At 39.5% G+C, this 20,479-nt stretch carries 24 protein-coding genes and 1 other RNA gene; 17 read left to right on the top strand and 8 right to left on the bottom strand.

All coding sequences use genetic code 11. From position 1 onward, the window contains the following. Window positions 1–41 precede the first annotated feature (41 nt). Window positions 42–1,451, bottom strand: a complete 1,410-nt coding sequence (locus tag FZC88_RS05725; RefSeq protein ID WP_148993980.1) for a sensor histidine kinase — start codon at window positions 1,449–1,451, stop codon at window positions 42–44. Beyond that, the gene (locus FZC88_RS05720; protein ID WP_148993979.1) at window positions 1,448–2,134 is read right to left on the bottom strand and encodes a response regulator transcription factor; all 687 of its coding nucleotides are present in this window, start codon (window positions 2,132–2,134) and stop codon (window positions 1,448–1,450) included. The genes FZC88_RS05725 and FZC88_RS05720 overlap by 4 nt, the downstream gene beginning before the upstream one ends. 240 nt (window positions 2,135–2,374) lie before the next feature. Between FZC88_RS05720 and FZC88_RS05715 the strand changes: the two genes are divergently transcribed. The 5 genes from FZC88_RS05715 (at window position 2,375) to FZC88_RS05695 (ending at window position 5,331) form a co-directional block, all read left to right on the top strand. Next, window positions 2,375–2,779, top strand: a complete 405-nt coding sequence (locus FZC88_RS05715) for a hypothetical protein (protein WP_148993978.1) — start codon at window positions 2,375–2,377, stop codon at window positions 2,777–2,779. Window positions 2,780–2,920: 141 nt separating this feature from the next. Beyond that, entirely contained in the window at window positions 2,921–3,283 is a 363-nt protein-coding gene (locus tag FZC88_RS05710) for a rhodanese-like domain-containing protein (RefSeq protein ID WP_262371724.1), read from the top strand. A 37-nt stretch (window positions 3,284–3,320) separates the two neighbouring features. Next, entirely contained in the window at window positions 3,321–3,617 is a 297-nt protein-coding gene (locus FZC88_RS05705) for a rhodanese-like domain-containing protein (protein ID WP_148993977.1), read from the top strand. A 130-nt stretch (window positions 3,618–3,747) separates the two neighbouring features. Beyond that, window positions 3,748–4,872, top strand: coding sequence for an MBL fold metallo-hydrolase (locus tag FZC88_RS05700; protein ID WP_187443507.1), 1,125 nt, complete (start codon window positions 3,748–3,750; stop codon window positions 4,870–4,872). A gap of 102 nt (window positions 4,873–4,974) precedes the next feature. Then, a complete protein-coding gene (locus FZC88_RS05695; RefSeq protein WP_148993975.1) occupies window positions 4,975–5,331 on the top strand; it encodes a YidH family protein in 357 nt (118 codons plus the stop codon). A gap of 41 nt (window positions 5,332–5,372) precedes the next feature. Here FZC88_RS05695 and FZC88_RS05690 read toward each other — a convergent pair whose 3' ends face one another. Continuing rightward, the gene (locus FZC88_RS05690) at window positions 5,373–5,633 is read right to left on the bottom strand and encodes a hypothetical protein (protein WP_148968889.1); all 261 of its coding nucleotides are present in this window, start codon (window positions 5,631–5,633) and stop codon (window positions 5,373–5,375) included. Window positions 5,634–5,802: 169 nt separating this feature from the next. On the opposite strand from FZC88_RS05690, the gene FZC88_RS05685 reads away from it, so the two are divergent. Next, a complete protein-coding gene (locus tag FZC88_RS05685) occupies window positions 5,803–6,684 on the top strand; it encodes an NAD(P)-dependent oxidoreductase (RefSeq protein WP_148993974.1) in 882 nt (293 codons plus the stop codon). A gap of 40 nt (window positions 6,685–6,724) precedes the next feature. On the opposite strand, the gene FZC88_RS05680 is transcribed toward FZC88_RS05685, so the two are convergent. Then, on the bottom strand, window positions 6,725–7,321 hold the full coding sequence (locus tag FZC88_RS05680; protein ID WP_262371791.1) for a peroxiredoxin: 597 nt from the start codon (window positions 7,319–7,321) through the stop codon (window positions 6,725–6,727). A gap of 184 nt (window positions 7,322–7,505) precedes the next feature. Between FZC88_RS05680 and FZC88_RS23855 the strand changes: the two genes are divergently transcribed. Beyond that, on the top strand, window positions 7,506–7,646 hold the full coding sequence (locus tag FZC88_RS23855; RefSeq protein WP_187443506.1) for a hypothetical protein: 141 nt from the start codon (window positions 7,506–7,508) through the stop codon (window positions 7,644–7,646). Between the two features lie 69 nt (window positions 7,647–7,715). Next, complete coding sequence (locus tag FZC88_RS05670; RefSeq protein ID WP_148968892.1) at window positions 7,716–8,237, top strand: type 1 glutamine amidotransferase domain-containing protein; 522 nt, start codon at window positions 7,716–7,718, stop codon at window positions 8,235–8,237. Window positions 8,238–8,310: 73 nt separating this feature from the next. On the opposite strand, the gene FZC88_RS05665 is transcribed toward FZC88_RS05670, so the two are convergent. Beyond that, complete coding sequence (locus tag FZC88_RS05665) at window positions 8,311–8,607, bottom strand: phage holin family protein (RefSeq protein WP_148968893.1); 297 nt, start codon at window positions 8,605–8,607, stop codon at window positions 8,311–8,313. 244 nt (window positions 8,608–8,851) lie between these two features. On the opposite strand from FZC88_RS05665, the gene FZC88_RS05660 reads away from it, so the two are divergent. Both FZC88_RS05660 and ssrS read left to right on the top strand, forming a co-directional pair. Then, a complete protein-coding gene (locus FZC88_RS05660; protein WP_148993973.1) occupies window positions 8,852–9,289 on the top strand; it encodes a peptidylprolyl isomerase in 438 nt (145 codons plus the stop codon). 105 nt (window positions 9,290–9,394) lie between these two features. After that, window positions 9,395–9,583, top strand: a non-coding RNA gene (gene ssrS, locus FZC88_RS05655) — 6S RNA. A gap of 219 nt (window positions 9,584–9,802) precedes the next feature. On the opposite strand, the gene FZC88_RS05650 is transcribed toward ssrS, so the two are convergent. Next, complete coding sequence (locus FZC88_RS05650; RefSeq protein WP_148993972.1) at window positions 9,803–10,453, bottom strand: MtnX-like HAD-IB family phosphatase; 651 nt, start codon at window positions 10,451–10,453, stop codon at window positions 9,803–9,805. 142 nt (window positions 10,454–10,595) lie between these two features. Then, on the bottom strand, window positions 10,596–10,892 hold the full coding sequence (locus FZC88_RS05645; RefSeq protein WP_148993971.1) for a DUF948 domain-containing protein: 297 nt from the start codon (window positions 10,890–10,892) through the stop codon (window positions 10,596–10,598). Between the two features lie 158 nt (window positions 10,893–11,050). On the opposite strand from FZC88_RS05645, the gene FZC88_RS05640 reads away from it, so the two are divergent. The 4 genes from FZC88_RS05640 (at window position 11,051) to FZC88_RS05625 (ending at window position 15,956) form a co-directional block, all read left to right on the top strand. Beyond that, window positions 11,051–11,839: an HAD family hydrolase gene (locus FZC88_RS05640; protein WP_148993970.1), complete on the top strand. Its 789-nt coding sequence runs from the start codon at window positions 11,051–11,053 to the stop codon at window positions 11,837–11,839. 107 nt (window positions 11,840–11,946) lie between these two features. After that, window positions 11,947–12,393 carry a CoxG family protein gene (locus FZC88_RS05635; RefSeq protein ID WP_148993969.1) on the top strand — a complete coding sequence of 149 codons (447 nt, stop codon included), beginning with the start codon at window positions 11,947–11,949 and terminating at the stop codon, window positions 12,391–12,393. Between the two features lie 178 nt (window positions 12,394–12,571). Next, window positions 12,572–15,154 carry a DEAD/DEAH box helicase gene (locus FZC88_RS05630; protein ID WP_148993968.1) on the top strand — a complete coding sequence of 861 codons (2,583 nt, stop codon included), beginning with the start codon at window positions 12,572–12,574 and terminating at the stop codon, window positions 15,152–15,154. A gap of 82 nt (window positions 15,155–15,236) precedes the next feature. After that, window positions 15,237–15,956: a DsbA family oxidoreductase gene (locus FZC88_RS05625; RefSeq protein WP_148993967.1), complete on the top strand. Its 720-nt coding sequence runs from the start codon at window positions 15,237–15,239 to the stop codon at window positions 15,954–15,956. A 70-nt stretch (window positions 15,957–16,026) separates the two neighbouring features. Here FZC88_RS05625 and FZC88_RS05620 read toward each other — a convergent pair whose 3' ends face one another. Beyond that, window positions 16,027–17,157 (bottom strand): CAP domain-containing protein, encoded by a 1,131-nt coding sequence (locus tag FZC88_RS05620; protein WP_148993966.1) that lies wholly within the window; start codon window positions 17,155–17,157, stop codon window positions 16,027–16,029. A 193-nt stretch (window positions 17,158–17,350) separates the two neighbouring features. Here FZC88_RS05620 and speD point away from each other — a divergent pair, with 193 nt between their 5' ends. From speD to FZC88_RS05605, 3 genes are all read left to right on the top strand, one after another. Next, window positions 17,351–18,163 (top strand): adenosylmethionine decarboxylase, encoded by an 813-nt coding sequence (gene speD / locus FZC88_RS05615; RefSeq protein WP_148993965.1) that lies wholly within the window; start codon window positions 17,351–17,353, stop codon window positions 18,161–18,163. A gap of 151 nt (window positions 18,164–18,314) precedes the next feature. Beyond that, on the top strand, window positions 18,315–19,115 hold the full coding sequence (locus FZC88_RS05610) for a TIGR00266 family protein (RefSeq protein ID WP_148968901.1): 801 nt from the start codon (window positions 18,315–18,317) through the stop codon (window positions 19,113–19,115). A gap of 122 nt (window positions 19,116–19,237) precedes the next feature. Beyond that, on the top strand, window positions 19,238–20,332 hold the full coding sequence (locus FZC88_RS05605) for a PRK06851 family protein (protein WP_148993964.1): 1,095 nt from the start codon (window positions 19,238–19,240) through the stop codon (window positions 20,330–20,332). Window positions 20,333–20,479: the final 147 nt, after the last annotated feature.

Here is a 20,479-nt window from a genome sequence, read left to right as displayed (position 1 = left end):
ATTTTGTATTAATTAGCAAAAAGACTGAGTCTGCAATTGACTCAGTCTTTTATTTCTATTAAAGGAAATCTTAGATAGACGGTAGTTCCTTTGCCTTCTTCACTATCTACAGATAAAGAACCATCGTGTTTATACATGATTTCTTTCGCGATTGATAAACCGAGGCCGTATCCTCCAGTATTTCTTGTTCTAGACAAATCGGAGCGGTAAAACCTTTCTCCGATGCGGGACAAGGAACCTGCAGGAATGCCAATACCGTTATCCCCGACCTGTACAACAGCCAATCCATCTTCCTCGTAGGACTGAATGAAAATGCAACTCTCTTCAGGAGAATATTTCAATGCATTATCAAGAATATTATAGAATACTTGCATGACCCGGTTGGGATCCCCATTAATAATGGATCCTTCATTTAAATCATGTTGGACATCCATTTTTTTGTTTTCAGCATGGGGACGTATAAGAGCTAATGAATCCATTATTAACTGAGAGAGTACAATCGGCTCAATATCCAAAGAAAAAGATGTATCCTCCAATTTATTCAATTCAAGTAGCTCAGTAATTAATTTTTGCATTCGTATCGATTCCTTTTGAATAAGATGCAGGCTTTCTTCCATTTCTTCAGGATTCGTTTGTACCTTGTCAGTCAATGCCTTTGCGTATCCACCAATATAGGTTAGGGGAGTCCTTAATTCATGAGCAACATCCGAAAGGAACTGACGCTTTCTTTCTTCTTGATGTTGCAGAGAATCGACCATACTATTAAAGGTCAATGCAAGCTCCGCCATTTCATCTTTAGAGGTGACATTCAACCTGCCAGAAAAATCACCTTTAGCGACTTTATTTGAGAATAGTTGCATTTCCCTTACAGGTTTAAATAATGATCCTAAAGAAGATTGAATGATCAAGAACAATACAAAATAAAACATGACACCTGTGAGCACCAATATAGGGATCCCTTTACTAAAGACTTCCGTCATTTCAGCCAAGGGGATATAAATGAGTAAATACCCCATTAATCTTTCTTCGTTCATAAGAGGAAAGATAGCTCCAATCACATTCCGCTTAAATTCTGCTACATATCCTTCTTTCATTACCGGATTTCCTTTAGCCAATTCTCTTTTGTCGTCGTTATTGATGAGAGGATTTTGGTCAATACGATAGGGGAAGCTTTTGGTTAAGTCTTCAAGTTTTTCCACAACAGACACTTCGTAAGGGGAGATCACATTATACCAAAGGATTTTATCCCTTACACTCCCGCTTACGTCACCATAGTGATAGTGATCAGCTGTCCTTTGTCCTTGATAGAGCAGTGAATCCTTAACGGTCCCAATATATAAATCCTTATAGAGAAAATGAATAAAAAGAAAAGAAAAGACAATGGTTAGAAATAAGCTGCTTAATAATAGCAGAGAGACTTTTTTATTGAGAGTCAGGTTTGTATTTTTCAAACGGATCCCTCGAACTTATAGCCAAGGCCCCACACGGTTTCGATCAAATGTCCATAGTTCTTCAATTTCAGCCTTAATGTTTTAATGTGGGTGTCCACTGTACGATCGCTACCTTCATAATCACTTCCCCATACTTGATCGAGAAGCTGATCTCGCTTATACACTCTTCCTCGATTACGGGCAAGGAACAAGAAAAGTTCATATTCTTTTAAGGTTAAGCGAGGTGAAAGTTCACCAACTGAAATGGTCCTTGATGCTAAATTAAATGATACCGGTCCATATCGTTCAATCATCGAATGTTGGGAAGATTGAGTTCCGTAGGATCTTCTCAGGATCGTCTCGATTCGTGCTACAAGTTCTTCAGCATTAAAAGGTTTAACCATATAGTCGTCACTTCCAAGCCTGAGTCCTTTCACCTTGTCTAAATCATCTCCCTTTGCCGAAAGGAAGATAAAGGGCACCTCGTTTGTTTCCCGAACCTCTTTTAGTAAGTGATAACCATCCATGAATGGCATCATGATATCCGCAATCATGATATCCACATGTGTTTTCTTCAGTTGATCAAGAGCAGCGAGACCGTTCTCTGCATCTAAGCAGAAATACTGATCCCTGTTTAAATACAGTTTGATCAGCTGCCTCATCTCCTTCTCATCATCCACAATCAGGACATTCCATTTTTTCAACGTAAACCACTCCTATTCATTCTACACATTCAATGGCATAAGTTTTATTATAGACGAAATTAGTGAATTTTTTATGATATAAGAAACATTTACCGTATTAGTTTTCTCCATTTTAGCATGAATTACAGCAGGGTTCGGGAGTGGAAATCCGTTCATCGCTCACTACTTTTCCCGGAACATGGACATTTGCCCTTCCCTTTTTCCCATTTCTTAATAGGCTAATAAAGAGGAGTGACGAAGATGTATGAGAGGAGAACCATATACAGAAAGAATTTGATGAATCTATTTAATTCCGGATCCGGATTTCCAAACCTTGGGACTGGATATGACGGCAATCCTCCAGGAGGGTATCAAGGCTATGTACCATGGGAAAGTAACCAGTTTCAAGGAGGGGGATTCGGTGGAGGACCAGGTTATTATAATCAAGGACCTTATGGTAGTACATCGGGACCACAAGGGTTTCCCCCACAAGGATTTCCACAGCCCGGTTACGGTCCACCACCATTTGGGCCGGCAGGAGGCTACGGGTATGGTATTAATCCAATCGGTGCAGGTTTAATTGGTCTGGGATTAGGCTTCCTTGGAGGACAGATTGTAAATACCCCATTTAAGGGCCCACCTAAACGCTACTATTATTATCTATAAAATATCAAACCGACTCTTAGGATAGAGTCGGTTTTTCTTTGGAGATACAGGACTTGACTAAATACCTAATGGGGTATATTATAGAGGTATAAAATAAATGCTTTTGAGAATCAGATAAGTGTAGACAGAAGAGGTGAAATTTTGGAATTTATTGGAGTTATTATTTTAGCTATACTCATTTTTCTTTTTCTGATGATGAAGAAACCAGGAAAAAACATCAAACAAATTTCTACGACTGAATTAAAACCGTTATTTGGTGACAGTGATAAGCAATTTATTGATGTTCGAACGCCTGGAGAATTCAAACAAAATCACATCAGACAATTTAAGAATATGCCCTTACAATCTTTACAGCAAAACGCTCACAAATTATCCAAGGACAAAGAAATCATTGTGATCTGTCAAAGTGGTATGAGAAGTGCCAGTGCCTGTAATATCCTTGAAAAACAAGGGTTCACAAGCGTTACTAATGTAAAAGGCGGGATGAATGCCTGGTCCAATTAGAAAGTTATATGACCTTAATGAAATAGGGGGAAGATGAATGAATTCAATATCAGCAAAAGAGGTAAATGAACGATTAACAGCTGGAGAAACATTAAATATTATTGATGTCCGCGAAGTAGCTGAGGTGAGGAGCGGGAGAATCCCATCAAGTATCCACCTTCCATTAGGACTTCTCGAATTTCGAATGAATGAATTAGACAAGAAGAAAGAGTACATCGTGGTCTGTCAATCCGGTGGCAGAAGCATTCAAGCTGTAAAGTTTCTAGACTATCAAGGATTCAATGTAACAAATATGAACGGCGGAATGCTTGCATGGGAAGGTAAAATAGATTAAATTCTTTCTTCCATTTTCATTTACGGATTGATAAATATTTATCTTAAATACCCCTATAGGTTTAAAAAGTGGAAAATAGGATAATTTATTTACGATGGGATGAAAATAATAAGAGGGAGGAATTCATCATATGTCAAAAGTAAAAGAATTGACGTCAAAACAACTAACGGAAAAGATACTTAATGGAGAAAGAATGTTTATTCTGGACGTTCGTCCAAAGGATGCTTACGATGATTGGAAGGTAGAAGGGAAAAACGTAGAAATAATAAACAAGCCTTATTCCGAACTGAAGGACGATCTGGGATCTGTTCAATCCACTTTACCACATAATGAAGCGTTTTACGTAATATGTGCAAAAGGAAATTCTTCTAAGAAAACGGCAGAGATGCTGGTAGAAGCAGGAATGGACAACATTTATTCCGTAAACGGGGGCATGCTGGCCTGGAGTGAATATTTAGAGCCGGTTAAGATCGGTGATGTTTCAGGTGGTTCACTTTATCAATTTGTCCGAATTGGGAAAGGTTGTTTATCCTATGCGATCGTTTCAAATGGAGAAGTAGTTTTCGTTGACCCCAGCCGACTTTTGGAGCCTTATAAGAAATTTATTCAAGACCATAAAGTATCGGTGAAGGCAGTACTTGATTCGCATCTACATGCAGATCATATCTCAGGCGGACGGTCTTTATGTAATGAATACAATTCTCCTTATTATTTGCCTCCTAAAGATGCAGAGGACGTTCAATACGAATATAAAGAATTAAGTGGTGACACGGTCATTCATGTGGGGGAAACGACCATTAAAGCTGTATACTCACCTGGACATACGATTGGGAGCACTTCATTTATCGTCGACGATCACTACTTATTAACCGGTGATATTCTGTTTATTGATTCGATAGGCAGACCGGATTTAGCTGGTAAAGCAGAAGACTGGGTAGGAGACTTGAGAAAAACTCTGTATACGAGATATAAAGGACTTGCGGATGATTTAATTGTCTTGCCTGCACACTTTATGACAATCGATGAGATGAATGAAGATGGATCGGTGTCTCATCCTCTAAAGTCTTTATATAGAGAAAATCATGGGTTAAATATTGAAGATGAGCAGGAATTCCGAAAAGCAGTTACGGAAAATCTTCCTCCTCAACCAAATAGCTATGAAAAGATCCGTGAAACAAACATGGGTAATATGCATCCGGAAGAAGATGAACAACGGGAAATGGAAACAGGTCCAAACAGATGCGCAGTGCGATAAATTAAAAAGGTAATGTAGTTCGAAAAGAGCATAGTTAAATAATGCAATCACCTCAATGAGGATGATTGCATGTAAAAGGAAGAACCAGGGAAGTGGCCATGCATGAACGGAACAAATGAATCAAAATATATTCAGCAGCACTTAGCAAACGAACGAACATTCCTGGCATGGATTCGAACAGCGATCGCTATTATCGGGATTGGTTTCCTCACAACAAGCTTGCATTATAACTCGCTTCAAGGAGATGCCGTCCAAGATCGAATCGCCGTCTCCATCAGTGCAGTCTCCATCATTATCGGGTTAATAATCATTATTGGATCGACCGTTAACTACTACCGAACGAGGCGACATATAAATACACAAACATTTGTATCTGCAGATGCCTTCATCAAGATGATGGCGATTGTAGCAACCGTTGTCCTTATATTTGTAACCGTATATTTTTTTATGCTGAATTGAAAAAGCTGAACGAGGGGGTTAAACCCACCCGTTCAGCTTTTTTAATCTTGTTTTTTTTCATTGTAATATTGAACCGATGTCATGGCTCCTTCACTCACCATGGAATTGTCTTCAATATTTGCAGGGTCTGGATTTCCACCTTTTTCAACAGGTAGGTCTTCTTTTCTTCTCTTTTTGAATTTCGTTACCAATCCTTCTTTAACATTGTGCAGCTGATTACGTTTCTCCTTCGATGATAAGATCCATCCTAATGAACCAGCCGTAACCGTCGCACCAACAAGTAAGGTTTTATTTACTCTCATTTTATTCTTCCTCCTTCAGGAATTATATAGTTTGTGTAGTATGTTCTTTATTTTCCCGGCATACATGAATTTAAACATTAGAGATAGATTCAATTAAATACAGGAGTGGACAATTATAGAGTTCTAGTTAAAAATATACATAGATGTAAAGCAAGGGAGGATGTAGTCAATGAAGGAAATTACCAAACAAAGTGTCATTGGATTTATTGGAACAGGTGTAATGGGGCAAAGCATGGCTGGTCATCTGCTCGAGGCCGGTTACCAGGTGGTCATATTCAATCGTACGAAAGATAAAGCATTGCACCTCATCAATAGAGGTGCAAAATGGGCAGACACACCAAGGCAAGTGGCTGAAATTTCGGATGCAGTCATTACGATCGTAGGATATCCTAAAGACGTAGAAGAAATTTACCTCGGTGAAAATGGAATTCTTCATCACTTAAAACGTGATTCACTAGCAATTGATATGACTACTTCATCTCCAAAATTAGCAGAGAGAATCTTTGAAGTAGGCAAGGGCAAAGGAGTGTCCACATTGGATGCCCCCGTTTCAGGTGGAGATATCGGAGCCAAAGAAGCGAGGCTTTCTATCATGGCAGGGGGAGGCGAGGAATCATTCGAAACCGCAAGGCCACTTTTAGACCTTTTAGGTTCAAATGTTGTGTATCAGGGGAAGGCAGGAGCGGGACAGCATACGAAGATGTGTAACCAAATCACGATTGCCTCTAACATGATGGGAGTAAGTGAAGCCCTTCTTTATGCGAAGAAATCAGGTTTGAATCCAGATAATGTGCTTAAGAGTATCACTTCGGGAGCGGCAGGCAGCTGGTCCCTTAGCAATCTCGTTCCACGAATGATTGATGAGGACTATGCTCCCGGCTTTTATGTAAAGCACTTTATCAAAGATCTTAAGATTGCCCTGGAGTCATCCAGGGAGATGGAAATCAAAACACCGGGGTTAGAGTTAGCCCTCTCATTATATGAAGAATTGGCTCATAATGGTGAAGAAAACAGCGGCACTCAAGCTCTTATCAAACTGTTGGAGAATTAAAATAAAAAACGGCCCATTGAACAATCAGTGGAGCCGTCTTTTATATTTTTCCAATGAAGTCAGGATCTTTCTGAATCCCCGATTGATTCGGCAGCCAATTTGCAGGAACGCCTGCTCCCGTTTTTCTTCCATATTGAATACCTTCCAGCATTCTCAATATTTCATAGGTATTCCGACCAACTTCAGGCGGGTATATCATTTTTGACGTTATCATTCCTTCAGGGTCTATGATAATCGTAGCTCTGAACGTAGCTCCTGCACGCTCATTTAATACACGATAAGATCTGCTTATTTGATGGTTTCGATCACTCACTAACGGAAATTGCACTTTAGAAGCAGATGGGGATACTTCAGTAAACACTTTGTGAGAGTACACACTGTCCGTACTTATTCCAAAAACTTCAGTTTGTAATGCTTGAAATTTAGGATAAATAGCAGCGACCGCTGCCAGTTCGGTAGGTCAAACAAAGGTGAAATCACTGGAATAAAAAAACAAAATAACCCATTTACCCCTGAACGATTCTAAGTTAACGGTGTTTATTTTCTTTTGGGCGTTATCATATGCCTCAGCAACAAAGAGAGGGGCTGGATCATTGGTTTGGGCACAAAACGGTATGGAACATTCTTCACTTCTCATTTCAGGATTAAATGAATAGTGGCGGTTATTCATCGGCTCACTCCTTTCAGAAAAAGTACTATCAACATATGCCTTATCATGACTTTATATGATTGGATAGTAGGTTCCTTTCTATATCATACTTCTTTTATAAATGGGAATAATAGGAGGGTGTTGTTACAAATTTGAAGGTAAGGTGATTCTTTTGAAAAAAAATTCGTTCAAGCAATTTTCGAAACTTCTATACACGTTTGGTTCTATCATGACCTTAGTTGCCTTCCTTGTATCCTATTTCCAAACGAAAACAATCATTCAGGCAATTAAGAAGTATAGTCCGTATAACTAAGATTTATTGTTTGCAATATCTTTACATAACTTAGACAATGATAGTGAAGATAAGTGAGGAGGGATCCTGTTGAAGCTAACGGGTAAAAAAGTCATTCAATTAGTAAGTGCAGATTTTGAAGATCTTGAACTATGGTATCCTGTTTTACGATTGCGTGAAGAAGGGGCAGTTGTACATATTGTCGGTGAAAATGCAAATCAAGAATACATCGGGAAATACGGGGTTCCGATTGTTTCAGAATACGCGTTTAAAGATATCAATCCGGAAGACTATGATGCCATCCTCGTACCGGGTGGATGGTCACCTGATAAGTTGCGTCGCTATGAAGATGTGATTTCTATGGTTCAAACCATGGATAAGAGTAAGAAGCCGATCGGTCAAATCTGTCATGCAGGTTGGGTTTTGATTTCAGCCAAAATTCTTCAAGGTGTAAAAGTCACCAGCACACCGGGAATAAAAGATGACATGGAAAATGCAGGGGCAACCTGGGTAAATGAATCTGTCGTCACAGATGGTCATATTGTTTCAAGCCGCAGACCACCTGATTTACCAGACTATATGAGAGAATTCATTGAAGTATTAGCAAAATAAATGCACCATTAAAAGGACTGGCGCCATGAGAAACTGTAATTTTAGTTTCATGTGGACCAGTCCTTTTTCGTCCCTATTTCTTTTTTTCTCTTTTATTTCGATCATTCACCCGTGCGAAAAACGTCTGTTTCACAGATTGATGGGTCGTAATCGCTGCACCCGTTGCGATGAATCCATTGGCAATACCATTGAAATCAAACCCCAAAGTCCAGCCGCTGGCAGCAACCCCTGCGAGTAACAAGATCCAAATAATCAACCAATCCGGAATATGAGGAGTCCGCTTCAATGCATACCCTAAAACCCATAGCACTGGAACGAGTACAGTGACTTGGGGATCGATTGAAATACCACTTAATAAATTTTCGATCATATGTTTCACTCCCTAAAAGAAAAATGACTTCTATTAAAGCTTATTCGAACAGGATGGTGTTTCATGACAACCTGTACCCGAAGATTTAAGGGAAAGTGAAAACAGCAGGAAAAAACGGTGAAAATAATTGAAGTGGTACGTTCAACGAATTGTTTTCCTATTGAAAACGGACCTTTAAAGTGACATTAGAATTGTTCAATGATATTATATTGATTGACCTATTATAAAAAAGGAGCTGTTAATAATGGAGAAAAAAGGATACATACAATTTCAGACAGGTGAAAAAATCGAATTTGATCTATTTCCAAATGAAGCACCAGGAACAGTGGCAAATTTCGAAAAATTAGCAAATGAAGGTTTCTACAACGGTTTAAGCTTCCACCGTGTCATCCCTGGTTTCGTAAGCCAAGGCGGATGCCCTAATGGGAATGGTATGGGTGGCCCTGGTTACACAATCAAATGTGAAACAGAAGGAAATCCACATAAGCATGAAGAAGGTTCATTATCCATGGCCCATGCAGGTAAAGATACGGGAGGAAGTCAGTTCTTCATCGTTCACGAACCACAACCTCACCTGAACGGCGTTCATACCGTCTTCGGAAAAGTGACTTCAGGAATCGACATCGCTAAATCAATGAAAAACGGTGACGTTATGGAGAAAATGGAAGTATACGACGCGTAATGAAAGAAGGACGGACCTTGGTCCGATTCTTTTGTTAGCTAATATCTATTGATGGTAAAGAAAAACAATAGTTGAAATACTATTCATGATGATGTATTATACTAATACAGGCTGCGTTGTACGTAATCATAACGAAGTTTTAACCTTTAAACTGTAATAGGGAGTTTTACATCGAAGTTGGAATGTCAAGCCTCCACGATTTGAGGACGACAGGAAACCTTCTGCAAACACCCACTTTGAGGAGTGGTGGTTTAAAACTTTCTTATATCAAATTACGGCAAATGTGGCTCCTTACATTAGTATCTCAAGCCAGTTCCCAATCGGGGGCTGGCTTTTTTATATTTATTATGAAGAAAAGCCAATAAAAAAGACCGAATTCCTAAAGGAAATTCAGTCTGAAGGTTTTTTAGCGTGGCCCCTCCCGTCCGTACATGGTTAAGTGTCCCGCAACAAGCGAATGTTCGGGAGAGGCAAGATCATTGTATCACGCAAGGGCAGGATAAGCAAAAAGATTTAGCGCAGCACACCAATACGTATGAGATGTTGCTCAATGTCATTAAAACTATCCACTTCAATATGTGGGGTATTGTTTTCTTTCAGGATATCCTGTAGTGCTTTCATGGCAAAAGTGACGTTTGCCACTTTTGCAGGATGACTATCTGGTTCACTATCACCTGCAAAATATATGGTTTCATACTCTTTTTTGAGGTCAGTAAGAACTTTTGATTTGTCGATTCCATATCTTTCGGAGTGATGTGGATGTTCAGGATCAATATTTAAATGTACATTCTTATCTTTATAGTATCCTTCATTTGAGTATACCTCAACGCCTCTAATTCCGTACTGCCCAAGAATATGATGAATATAGTAATCTGTCCCTGCGCTTAATATATAAAAGTCCCCTCCTTGTGCCTGTACTTTGCGGATGAAGGAAGGAACGTGTTCATCAATCTCCAGAGAATGTATATCTTCAATGATCTGCCTTTCTTCTTGATGTATGGACGTGAAAACCTGACGCAAAAAGTCGATGTCTTTTATTTCTCCAGACTTCCATTGTTTGTATAAAGCTTGTCCCTCTTCAAAGTATTTCTCCAGTACAAGATGATAAAAATCCTTTTTAGAGATCGTACCATCAAAGTCAGAAACAAATGCCCAATTTTTCATACCATCTCCTCCTCTTTACTAGTCCCATCGATTGTATCATGTATAAACTCAGGGTGAGAAGTAGGGAGTGAACTTTAATTATATTATGTAAACTGATTTTACATATAAATAAGTCACCTCACTAAAGAGTAAGGTGACTTATTTATTTCTTCAAGCTGGTTAAAAATCCTTTCAATACTTCTGGTGTGCGTTTGACTTCTTGAACGGTGTTGGTAATGGTCGTCTTTTTGTATTCGATGTCTCCCTGAATCTCCCCTTGTGTTTCTTGTAGCAGGTTTGCTTCAGAAGAAATTTTGTCCATTCTGGTTTGAATGTTCGCCACCGTTTGATTCATTTTATTAATAATGGGCCTGGTCGTCTTCATTGTTTTCATTAACGCGACACCCAACATGACTATAGCAACCACAATTAACGCTATACTTGCATATACAATCCACATGTAAAAATCACCTCAATATACGTTGTTTTTAGTTATATTCCCTAAAAACGTTGAAAATAACGTGAAGAAATTTATTTCTCTTCCTGGTTTACTAATTCCCGTATAGCTAGTAATCTAAAATATAAGTTAAGGCTTAAACGAAAAAGGGGGAGAAGAAGATGATTAAAGCTATCATGTTTGACTTGGATGACACATTATTATGGGACTCCAAAAGTATAGAGGAGGCGTTTAAAGCAACTTGCCGTTATGCCCAGGCGAGGGTGGGGGTGGATCCCCAAGATTTAGAGCATACTGTAAGAGAAGCCGCGACTAAGTTGTATTCAACCTATGATACATATGAATTCACACAAAATATTGGTATTAACCCTTTTGAAGGACTTTGGGGAGACTTTCTGGATGAACATGATGAAGGCTTCCATAAGATGAAAGAAATCGTTCCAACTTACCGCAAAAAGGCCTGGACGTCAGGATTAGAGTCTTTAGGCATCAAGGACGAATATCTTGGGGAGGAATTATCAGAAAGATTTCGCATGGAAAGAAAAGAGAGACCTTTTGTGTATGAAGATACTTTTCGTGTACTAAATGAAGTGAAGGAGAACTTTCAACTGTTGTTATTAACGAATGGATCTCCCCATTTACAGAATACAAAACTTGATAACACTCCTGAACTCGTACCTTATTTTGAAGAAATTATCATCTCAGGAGATATCGGAAAAGGGAAACCGGATTCAGCGATGTTCCTTCATGCACTAGAGAGGCTTAGGCTTCAAAAGGACGAAGTGATCATGGTGGGAGATAATTTAAATACAGACATTCTCGGGGCTTCAAATCTCGGTATCACAACGGTTTGGATTAATCGCCGTCAACAAAAACCTCATGATATCATTCCTGATTATGAAATCAAAGAGCTCCATGAAGTTCTCGAGATCGTGAATAACATGAAATAGGAGGCTTCCTTGTGAAGCTTCTTTTTTATAAGTCCCATAAGGCATAATAGCCACTTACCATACATACTATTCACGGACCTCTCAATTAAAAGGAAAGGGGGACTTTCATGGGAATAGGAATTCATCATGTTAACGTTCATGCATCACGCACACATGTATGGGAATTCATTCGTGATATGAATGCCTGGGCGCCTCTTGTTCCTGGATACAAAGAACATACCATTGTTTCTGACGTTCAATCGACTTGGAAATTCACCCTGCGTGTTGGAGTGATGAGCAAAAAGGTGCATGTAAAGGTACTGATTACAGAATGGAAGGAGCCATCCGAAGTTAAGTTCATATTAAGGGGGATCAATCAAAAGTTTACAGGTGAAGGTTTTTTTAAGGCTGATGAAGTTAACTCTTCCATCACGGCTATGACGGGGGGGCTAACAATTGAATCTACAAGTTCACTGGCTAAAATCCTTGAATTTACATTTGAAAAAATGGTGCGCGAGCTCACCATGGAACTAACTGAAGCGGTAGGGCAAGCGATCGAGAGAGGCAAACAATGACATGCATGCCCTGGACTATGGGGCTTGCGTGGTTCTGTTAAATTTTATCATCATTTAAGTGCAGCTTGTATGCTATAATGAACTATTTGTAAGCAAGAGATTTGTTAGATAAAGAAGAAATACATACACTACAAAGTACATTAGGGATAACGCGTAAAACATATAAAGGGGTCTTACCATGCAAAACCTTCAATTACTTCGTGAAGAAGCCATAGAGGAAACAAAACGAAAAATAGAAAATGATATCACACTTTACTTAGAGAAACATGAGAAATGTCCTTCATTTCAGGATTATGTTACAGAAAGAAGTGCTTTCTTTCACAATATCTGGACAAATATCTGGCTTAACAAAGTAACCAATGATGTTCTTCGCAGCCATAAAAAAGCCTTCTTGAGAAAGAAAGGTTATGATATTGAAGGGACAGATAAGAAACTGATTAACAAGTTATTTCGCAATGAGATAAGAGATTTTCAGCCTTTTCATATTTTAAACTGGTTAATGGAACATCCACCTTCAGCAAACGATTGGAAGGGGCGCCATCAACATGTTAGAGAAAACTATATTAAACAGCACGAAGAAAAAAAGCAAGCAGCCCTTCAAAAGGATATTCAAAAAGGAATCCTCTCCTTCATAAATAAGCAAATGGATGAGTTTGAATTATACTGGTATGTGGAGTTACGCTATTTATTTGCTAAAAAATTTGTACAAGATCTGGGATCAAAAACAAAATATCGTCATACTGAACCATATATGCTGGAAGAGAGACTGGCAGAGGAAGGAAACTTCACTAGTGATTCTTTTACAACAGTATCTGACTTCCTTAAGGAATTTACAGGCTCCATTCACAAGAAGAGTGAAAACTGGGATGGACACGTATGGGAATACGAAACCTATTTCTATCCGTATGAGCGTTTCGTCTTTTATTATTCAGAGCAAATTGTATATCGCTCGCTCCTCTGTCATATGCCTGAAGAATTATTGTCGGATTACGATGATGTATTCGGTCAGCCCTTATCGGAAGAACGTTTAAGCAGGCTTAGTCACCATTTTCTCCTTACATTGAAGTCGACCTTTTTCACCAGGATTCAAGAGGAGTATGTTGTGGACTTATTTCAGCTTGTAGAAGTTCCTTTTGATGAGAATATTCACCTTTCAATGTATGAAAGTGATAAACATAAGCGGGAGAAGAGAAAGGCTGCTGAGTTAGCAGAGTTGAAAAGGAAGCAGGAAGAAGAACAGCGAATGATGGAAGATATTTTTGGAAGGGAGTATAGTCCTTCATTCCGTGGGGATATCAAGTATACACTCCATATCGGTGAAACGAATACTGGGAAAACCCATCATGCCATTAGCCGGATGAAAGAAGCGAAAAGCGGCATGTATTTAGCTCCACTCCGCCTCCTCGCCCTCGAGGTATTTGATACATTGAACGCAGATGGAGTACCTTGTAATCTGAAAACAGGAGAAGAGGAAAAAGAAGTTATATTGGCAAAGCACGTGTCGTCTACGGTAGAGATGTTCCGTGAAAAGGACGAATATGAAGTGATCGTAATCGATGAGGCTCAGATGCTGGCCGATCAAGATAGAGGTTTCTCCTGGTACCGTGCTATTACAAAAGCAAGGGCAAAAGAGGTACATATCATCGGAAGTGAAAATGTCCGGGACCTGCTAATGGAATTAGTGGGTGAAGGAAACATCGAAGTCCATGATTACAAAAGAGAAATTCCTTTGCAAGTCGAATCGAAAGAATTCCAATTGCGGCATGCCAAAAAAGGAGATGCTCTCGTTTGCTTTTCCCGTAAAAAAGTTTTGGATACGGCATCAAGGTTGCAAAATAATGGGCATAAGGTCAGCATGATTTACGGCAGTATGCCTCCTGAAACAAGAAAGAAACAAATGATGCAATTCATTAATGGAAAGACAAATATAATAGTGGCAACCGATGCAATCGGAATGGGCTTGAATTTACCGATACGAAGGATTGTATTCCTGGAAACCGATAAATTTGACGGAACGAGAAGGAGAAGGCTGACATCACAGGAAGTAAAGCAGATTGCCGGTCGTGCTGGGAGAAAGGGTCTGTACAATGAAGGGAAAGTAGCTTTTACAAAGGATATTAAAGTAATGAAGCTTCTGTTAGATCAGCCCGATCAATCTCTCGAAACCTTTGCCATCGCACCGACAAGCGGTGTGTTTGAACGTTTTCAACGCTATTACCATGACCTTGATACGTTTTTCTACTTTTGGGAGAAATTCAAAAGTCCTTACGGCACGGAAAAAGCCACCCTGTTTGAAGAAAGGGAGTTATACGAACTAATTCGTGGAACCGATATCGAGGCAAAGCTTACGTTAAATGACCTGTATGGATTCTTACATCTTCCTTTTTCGAAAAAAGAAGCTCAGTTAACGGAGCAATGGTTAGAGTGCATGTACGCCATTGTAAACGGAGAAGAGTTACCCGATCCTCCTATAAATAACAAAAACCTGGAACAAAAAGAGGTATCCTACAAGGCTGTCGGTCTGCATCTCTTATTCTTATATCGCTTGGGAAGACAAACAGAGGCCTATTACTGGGAGCGGGTTAGAAGTGAAATCGCCGATGGAGTATACGAAAGTCTCAGGACAGAGGTCACAAGTATGAGTCAGTCGTGTAAACAATGCGGAAAGAAATTACCTCCAAACTTCGGGTTTCCAATTTGTGATAGGTGTCATACAGCCAGAGTGAAGAGAAGAACGAGAAGGAAGCCTCCATATTCGTAAGCCGTGAGCAATTTTAAAGTGGAAACATGCGATTTATGGTACGATCAGATAAGAATTGAAAATGTAAACAGAGGTGTTATGTATGAAAATTGAAATTTGGTCAGATTTTGTATGTCCATTTTGTTATATAGGGAAACGTCATTTAGAGGAAGCTCTCCAAAAATTCCCTGAAAGAGATCAAGTCGAGGTCATGTTCAAGAGCTTTGAATTAGATCCACATGCACCTGTGGAAACAGACATGAGCATTCAGGAAATTCTTTCGAAAAAGTATGGAACCTCTCTTGACCAAGCAAAAAACATGACAGACAGCATGACGAAACAAGCTGCAACGGTTGGTCTGGACTTCCGCTTTGATTCAAGTATTCCGACGAATACATTCGATGCACACCGCCTGACAAAATATGCGAAAACGAAAGGAAAGGAAGCAGAGCTTACTGAATTACTGTTACAAGCTCACTTTACTCTTTCAAAGCATATCGGTGACAAGGAAACGCTGGTAGGATTAGCTGAACAAGCGGGATTGGATGCAGAAGAGTCACTAGCTGTATTGAATGGTCAAGAATTCACACGGGATGTACGTACCGATGAAGAAGAAGCAAGACAAATTGGTGTACAGGGTGTCCCATTCTTTGTGATCAACCGTAAATACGCTATTTCAGGTGCACAGCCAAGTGACGTATTATTAAGCTCCATCCAGAAAGTATGGGAAGAGGAGAATCAACCGGCTTCACTTCAGCCACTGGGAACAGACGGAATGGCTTGTGACGAAAATGGATGCGATGTTCCTCCATCTAAATCATAACCCCTAAAAAATACTCAGCAAAAAAGCAAGTGAGAGATCCTCACTTGCTTTTTTTAGTGGCTATGAATTTTTAATTACTGAAGAAGTTCTCTGTGAAATACGGCTGTGCTTTTCCGTTGAATGCGACTCCGACACCTAAATGCTCATAATGGGGTTGAAGGATGTTTTCCCTGTGCCCTTTTGAGTTCATCAGTCCCTCATGGGCGAAGATGGAACTTAATTGTCCATAGGCTAAGTTTTCTCCTGCGGTACGAAAGGCTACCTGATCTTCTTCCATTCGGTCGAATGGAGATTCACCTTCTAGATTGGTATGACTGAAATAGTTCTGTTCCGCCATGTCGAGACTATGTTTTCTTGCAGTGTCCCTGACTTGATCGTCCCAGGAGAGAGCATTTAATCCTTTTTCAACACGTGTAGCATTTGTGAGGTCAAAAAGCTGGAATTCAAATCCTTCTTTCAACTCGGGGCTCGCTTCTGAATAGAAATTCTTCTTATTTGCTTCCAGGCTTTCATCAATTATTTGTATGGCCGTGACGGTGTCATTTTCATGCTTGTCATAGAACACAGTTACGTAGCTTCCATCCACTTGATAGACTTCCTGTTCACCATTGTTTTGGAGCTGATATAGAGTCAAGCCTTTTCGGATATTTGAGAGTGGTTCACCGAGTTCATTCTGAACCACCTCTTTGGATACCCCCATTTCAATACCCGAGGAGGAGGAAAGGAGGTCTTGATTGGTGTAAAGGCCATTAACCTGGTTATTTTCATCATAAGAAATCATTAAGAAATTACGGTAGTTTTCGTGATATGCATTCCAGGAAACTCCGTATTCATTAGTAGATTGTCTCTTTGCCTCTCCCAGCTCCTGTTCAAGTTTATCTTTTGAATCTCCCATTACAATATTATAGATAGAGAAGGTTTGATCACTTGGTACAGTTAAAGCAGGTTTTTCTACAGGGGTCTCTTCCTTTGTATCAGACGGATCTTCCAGATCTCTAAATGATTCGTCCAATTTTATGAGCAGAAGGTTTACTTCGTTGTAAAGTTGATTGAAGGTGTCTTTCACTTTAGGACTGTTCTTTATTTCTTCAATTTTTGTGAGCACAGAATCGAATTCTGTTGCTTCCACTTTGTCTTCCCATGCGGGTTTTGATATATAGGCAAAAGCAACTATTATAATAAGTAAAAACAATCGTCTCAATCGCTAACACTCCATTCTATCTTCCATTGTATCCAAATTTATAAATAAGTAAAAAGGGAAATGCTTATTCACTATGTTTAGTACCCATTTTCAACCATCTTCAATCAAAAGAACCTGTTTTAGTATGGTTGGCTCTGGGTAAGATAAAAGCATAGGCAGGCACGACAAACTTACATATAAGGGGAAATTCACTATGAAATTATCTCATGAAGAACGAATTCAACTACATGAATTTAATAACTTAACGAAGTCATTGAGTTTTAATATGTACGATATTTGCTATACTAAGACCCGTGAAGAACGTGAAGCGTATATTGAATATATCGATGAACAATACAATGCTGATCGGTTAACAAAGATCCTGACACATGTATCGGATATTATTGGCGCACACGTCTTGAACGTTTCTAAGCAGGATTATGTCCCACAGGGAGCGAGTGTGACAATCCTGGTTTCTGAAGGACCGATAGTTGAAGTGCCTACGGAACATTTTGATGAATCACCCGGACCATTACCATCCACAGTTACAATGCACCTTGATAAGAGCCATATCACGGTTCATACGTATCCTGAGTATCATCCTCACGAAGGGATTTCTACTTTCCGGGCAGATATCGATGTCTCTACTTGCGGGGAAATTTCTCCACTTAAGGCATTGAATTATCTTATTCACTCCTTCGACACAGACATCATGACGATGGATTATCGGGTGAGAGGGTTTACACGTGATATCAACGGACGAAAATTATTTATCGATCATGATATTAATTCAATTCAGAATTACATACCAGAGGAAATCAAAGATGAATATGATATGATCGATGTCAATGTGTATCCTCAGAATATATTTCATACAAAATGTAAGTTGAAAGAATTTGATTTAAATAACTATTTATTCGGCTATACAAAAGATAAACTGGATGAAAGTGAAATGGATGAAATTACAGATAAAGTGAAAATGGAAATGGATGAAATCTTCTATGGTAAGAACATATCTAAACCGTAAACTTAACTGAAAGACACCACGTACGAATCTATTCGTACCGTGGTGTTTTTTGATTGAAATCTCATTATTGTGAAAAATCAGTGGGAGAAGGGAAATGTACCTGTCTTGGAGAATAGGTAAATATGCTTGAATTTAAAAGGAGGAATAATGAATGAATTCACATGAAATCGAGTATAAATTGCATGGGGATGATATGCAGTTTGTTGAAATAGAATTGGATCCAGGAGAAAGTGCCGTAGCCGAAGCTGGTGGAATGATGATGATGGAAGACGGCATAGAGATGGAAACGATTTTTGGAGATGGTTCCAAGGGCAGCGGGACCGGTGGGTTTTTAGGAAAGCTTGTTGGTGCAGGGAAGCGTGTATTAACGGGTGAAAGCTTGTTCATGACCGTATTCACCAATGAGGGGAGGGGGAAAAAGCATGTATCATTCGCTGCTCCTTATCCAGGAAAAATCATCCCGGTTGATCTAAGTGAATTAGGCGGTAAAGTTGTATGTCAAAAGGATTCCTTTCTATGTGCAGCAAAGGGAGTTTCTGTTGGGATCGATTTTCAAAAGAAATTAGGAACAGGCTTCTTCGGCGGTGAAGGATTTATTATGCAGAAGCTTGAGGGCGACGGATTAGCCTTTCTACATGCTGGAGGGACGATTTATAGAAAAGAACTTCAACCTGGCGAAATGTTACGGGTAGATACGGGTTGCTTAGTGGCCATGACGAAAGATGTGGACTACAATATCGAGTATGTAGGGAAAATCAAATCTGCCTTCCTTGGCGGAGAAGGTTTGTTTTTTGCCACTGTACGTGGACCAGGAACTGTCTGGATTCAGTCACTTCCATTCAGTCGCTTAGCTGAAAGAATTTATGCAAGTGCTCCACAGGGGGGAGGCCGTTCGACTGGTGAGGGTAGTTTACTTGGTGGAATCGGAGACTTTCTAAACGGAGACGATTGATTCACGGCTATACATAAAAAGCATTTCCATTCGTGGAAGTGCTTTTTTACGCTTTACTTGGGTATTCACCTATTTAGACCCCACATCATATGTTTAAATATATGATGTGAAAGGGTGATTTCATGAAAGGAAAGGTTCGTCATTATTATGCTGGGGGAAATACGGCTAAAGGTTTTTACAGTCTATATGATTCGGTTTTAGATGGATTAGAGCGAATTTATATCCTGAAGGGTGGTCCCGGTACAGGTAAATCCTCATTGATGAAGTCGGTTGGAGAACGGTTTGAGGGAAAGGGACTAGAAGTTGAATATTTACATTGCGCTTCCGATAATCACTCGATCGATGGTGTTCTCTTCCCTGAATTTGGGGTCGGCATTGTGGATGGGACGGCTCCTCATATTATAGAACCGAAAGCACCCGGTGTTATTGAAGAATATGTGAATTTAGGAGCGGCATGGCACTCAAAGAAACTTTTGCCGCACAAAGAGGAAATCCTTGGCTTAAACGATAAAATTGCCTCATTCTTTCAGAGAGCATACGATACCTTTGCTGCATCACTTAGTGCTCATGATGACATTGAAGAGATATACATTTCCAACATGGACTTCACAAAAGCGAATCAATTAACAAATGAGTTAATTTCACTCTTCTTTGAAGATAAGAGCCTTTCTAAATCCTCTACAGTCAAACATCGGTTCTTAGGTGCCGCGACTCCTGATGGAGCAGTTGACTACATTCAGAATTTAACAGAGGATGTCGAAAAGCGCTACTTTATCAAAGGGCGCGCAGGGTCTGGAAAGTCGACGATGTTAAAGAAAATTGCTTCTGCTGGAGAGGAATTAGGCTATGATATAGAGGTTTATCATTGTGGATTTGACCCGAATAGTCTTGATATGTTGATCATCAGAGAAAAAGGAATCGCTATTTTCGATAGTACTGCACCACATGAATATTTCCCGGAACTCGAATCTGATGAAATCATCGATATGTATGAAAGATGCATTACTCAAGGGACAGATGAAAAATATGCTGCCGATATAGAACGTACGACAAAAGCCTATAAGGATAAAATGAAAGAAGCAATCTCATATCTTAAAGAAGCTAAATGCCTTCGTGAACAACTCGAATCCATCTATATAAGAGCCATGGACTTTTCAATGGTGAATACGATTAGAGAAGAAATCTTTCAGGAAATAAATGAGGTTATAAAGAAGTAGTATATTGAGTGAACATAAAAACGCGATGATCATTAGGTGATCGCGTTTTTATTTGGTTGATAAATACCCGTGCTGGTTTATAACGATTAGCATGAAGGATTCCAATTTGGGATCCTTTTTGTTCTTGCTTTTTCACCACGAAACCTT

The organism is Rossellomorea aquimaris (genome assembly GCF_008180865.1).
Taxonomy (GTDB): Bacteria; Bacillota; Bacilli; order Bacillales; family Bacillaceae_B; genus Rossellomorea; species Rossellomorea yichunensis.
Note: the sequence above shows the minus strand (reverse complement) of the source record. Positions and strands in the feature narration are given on the sequence as shown.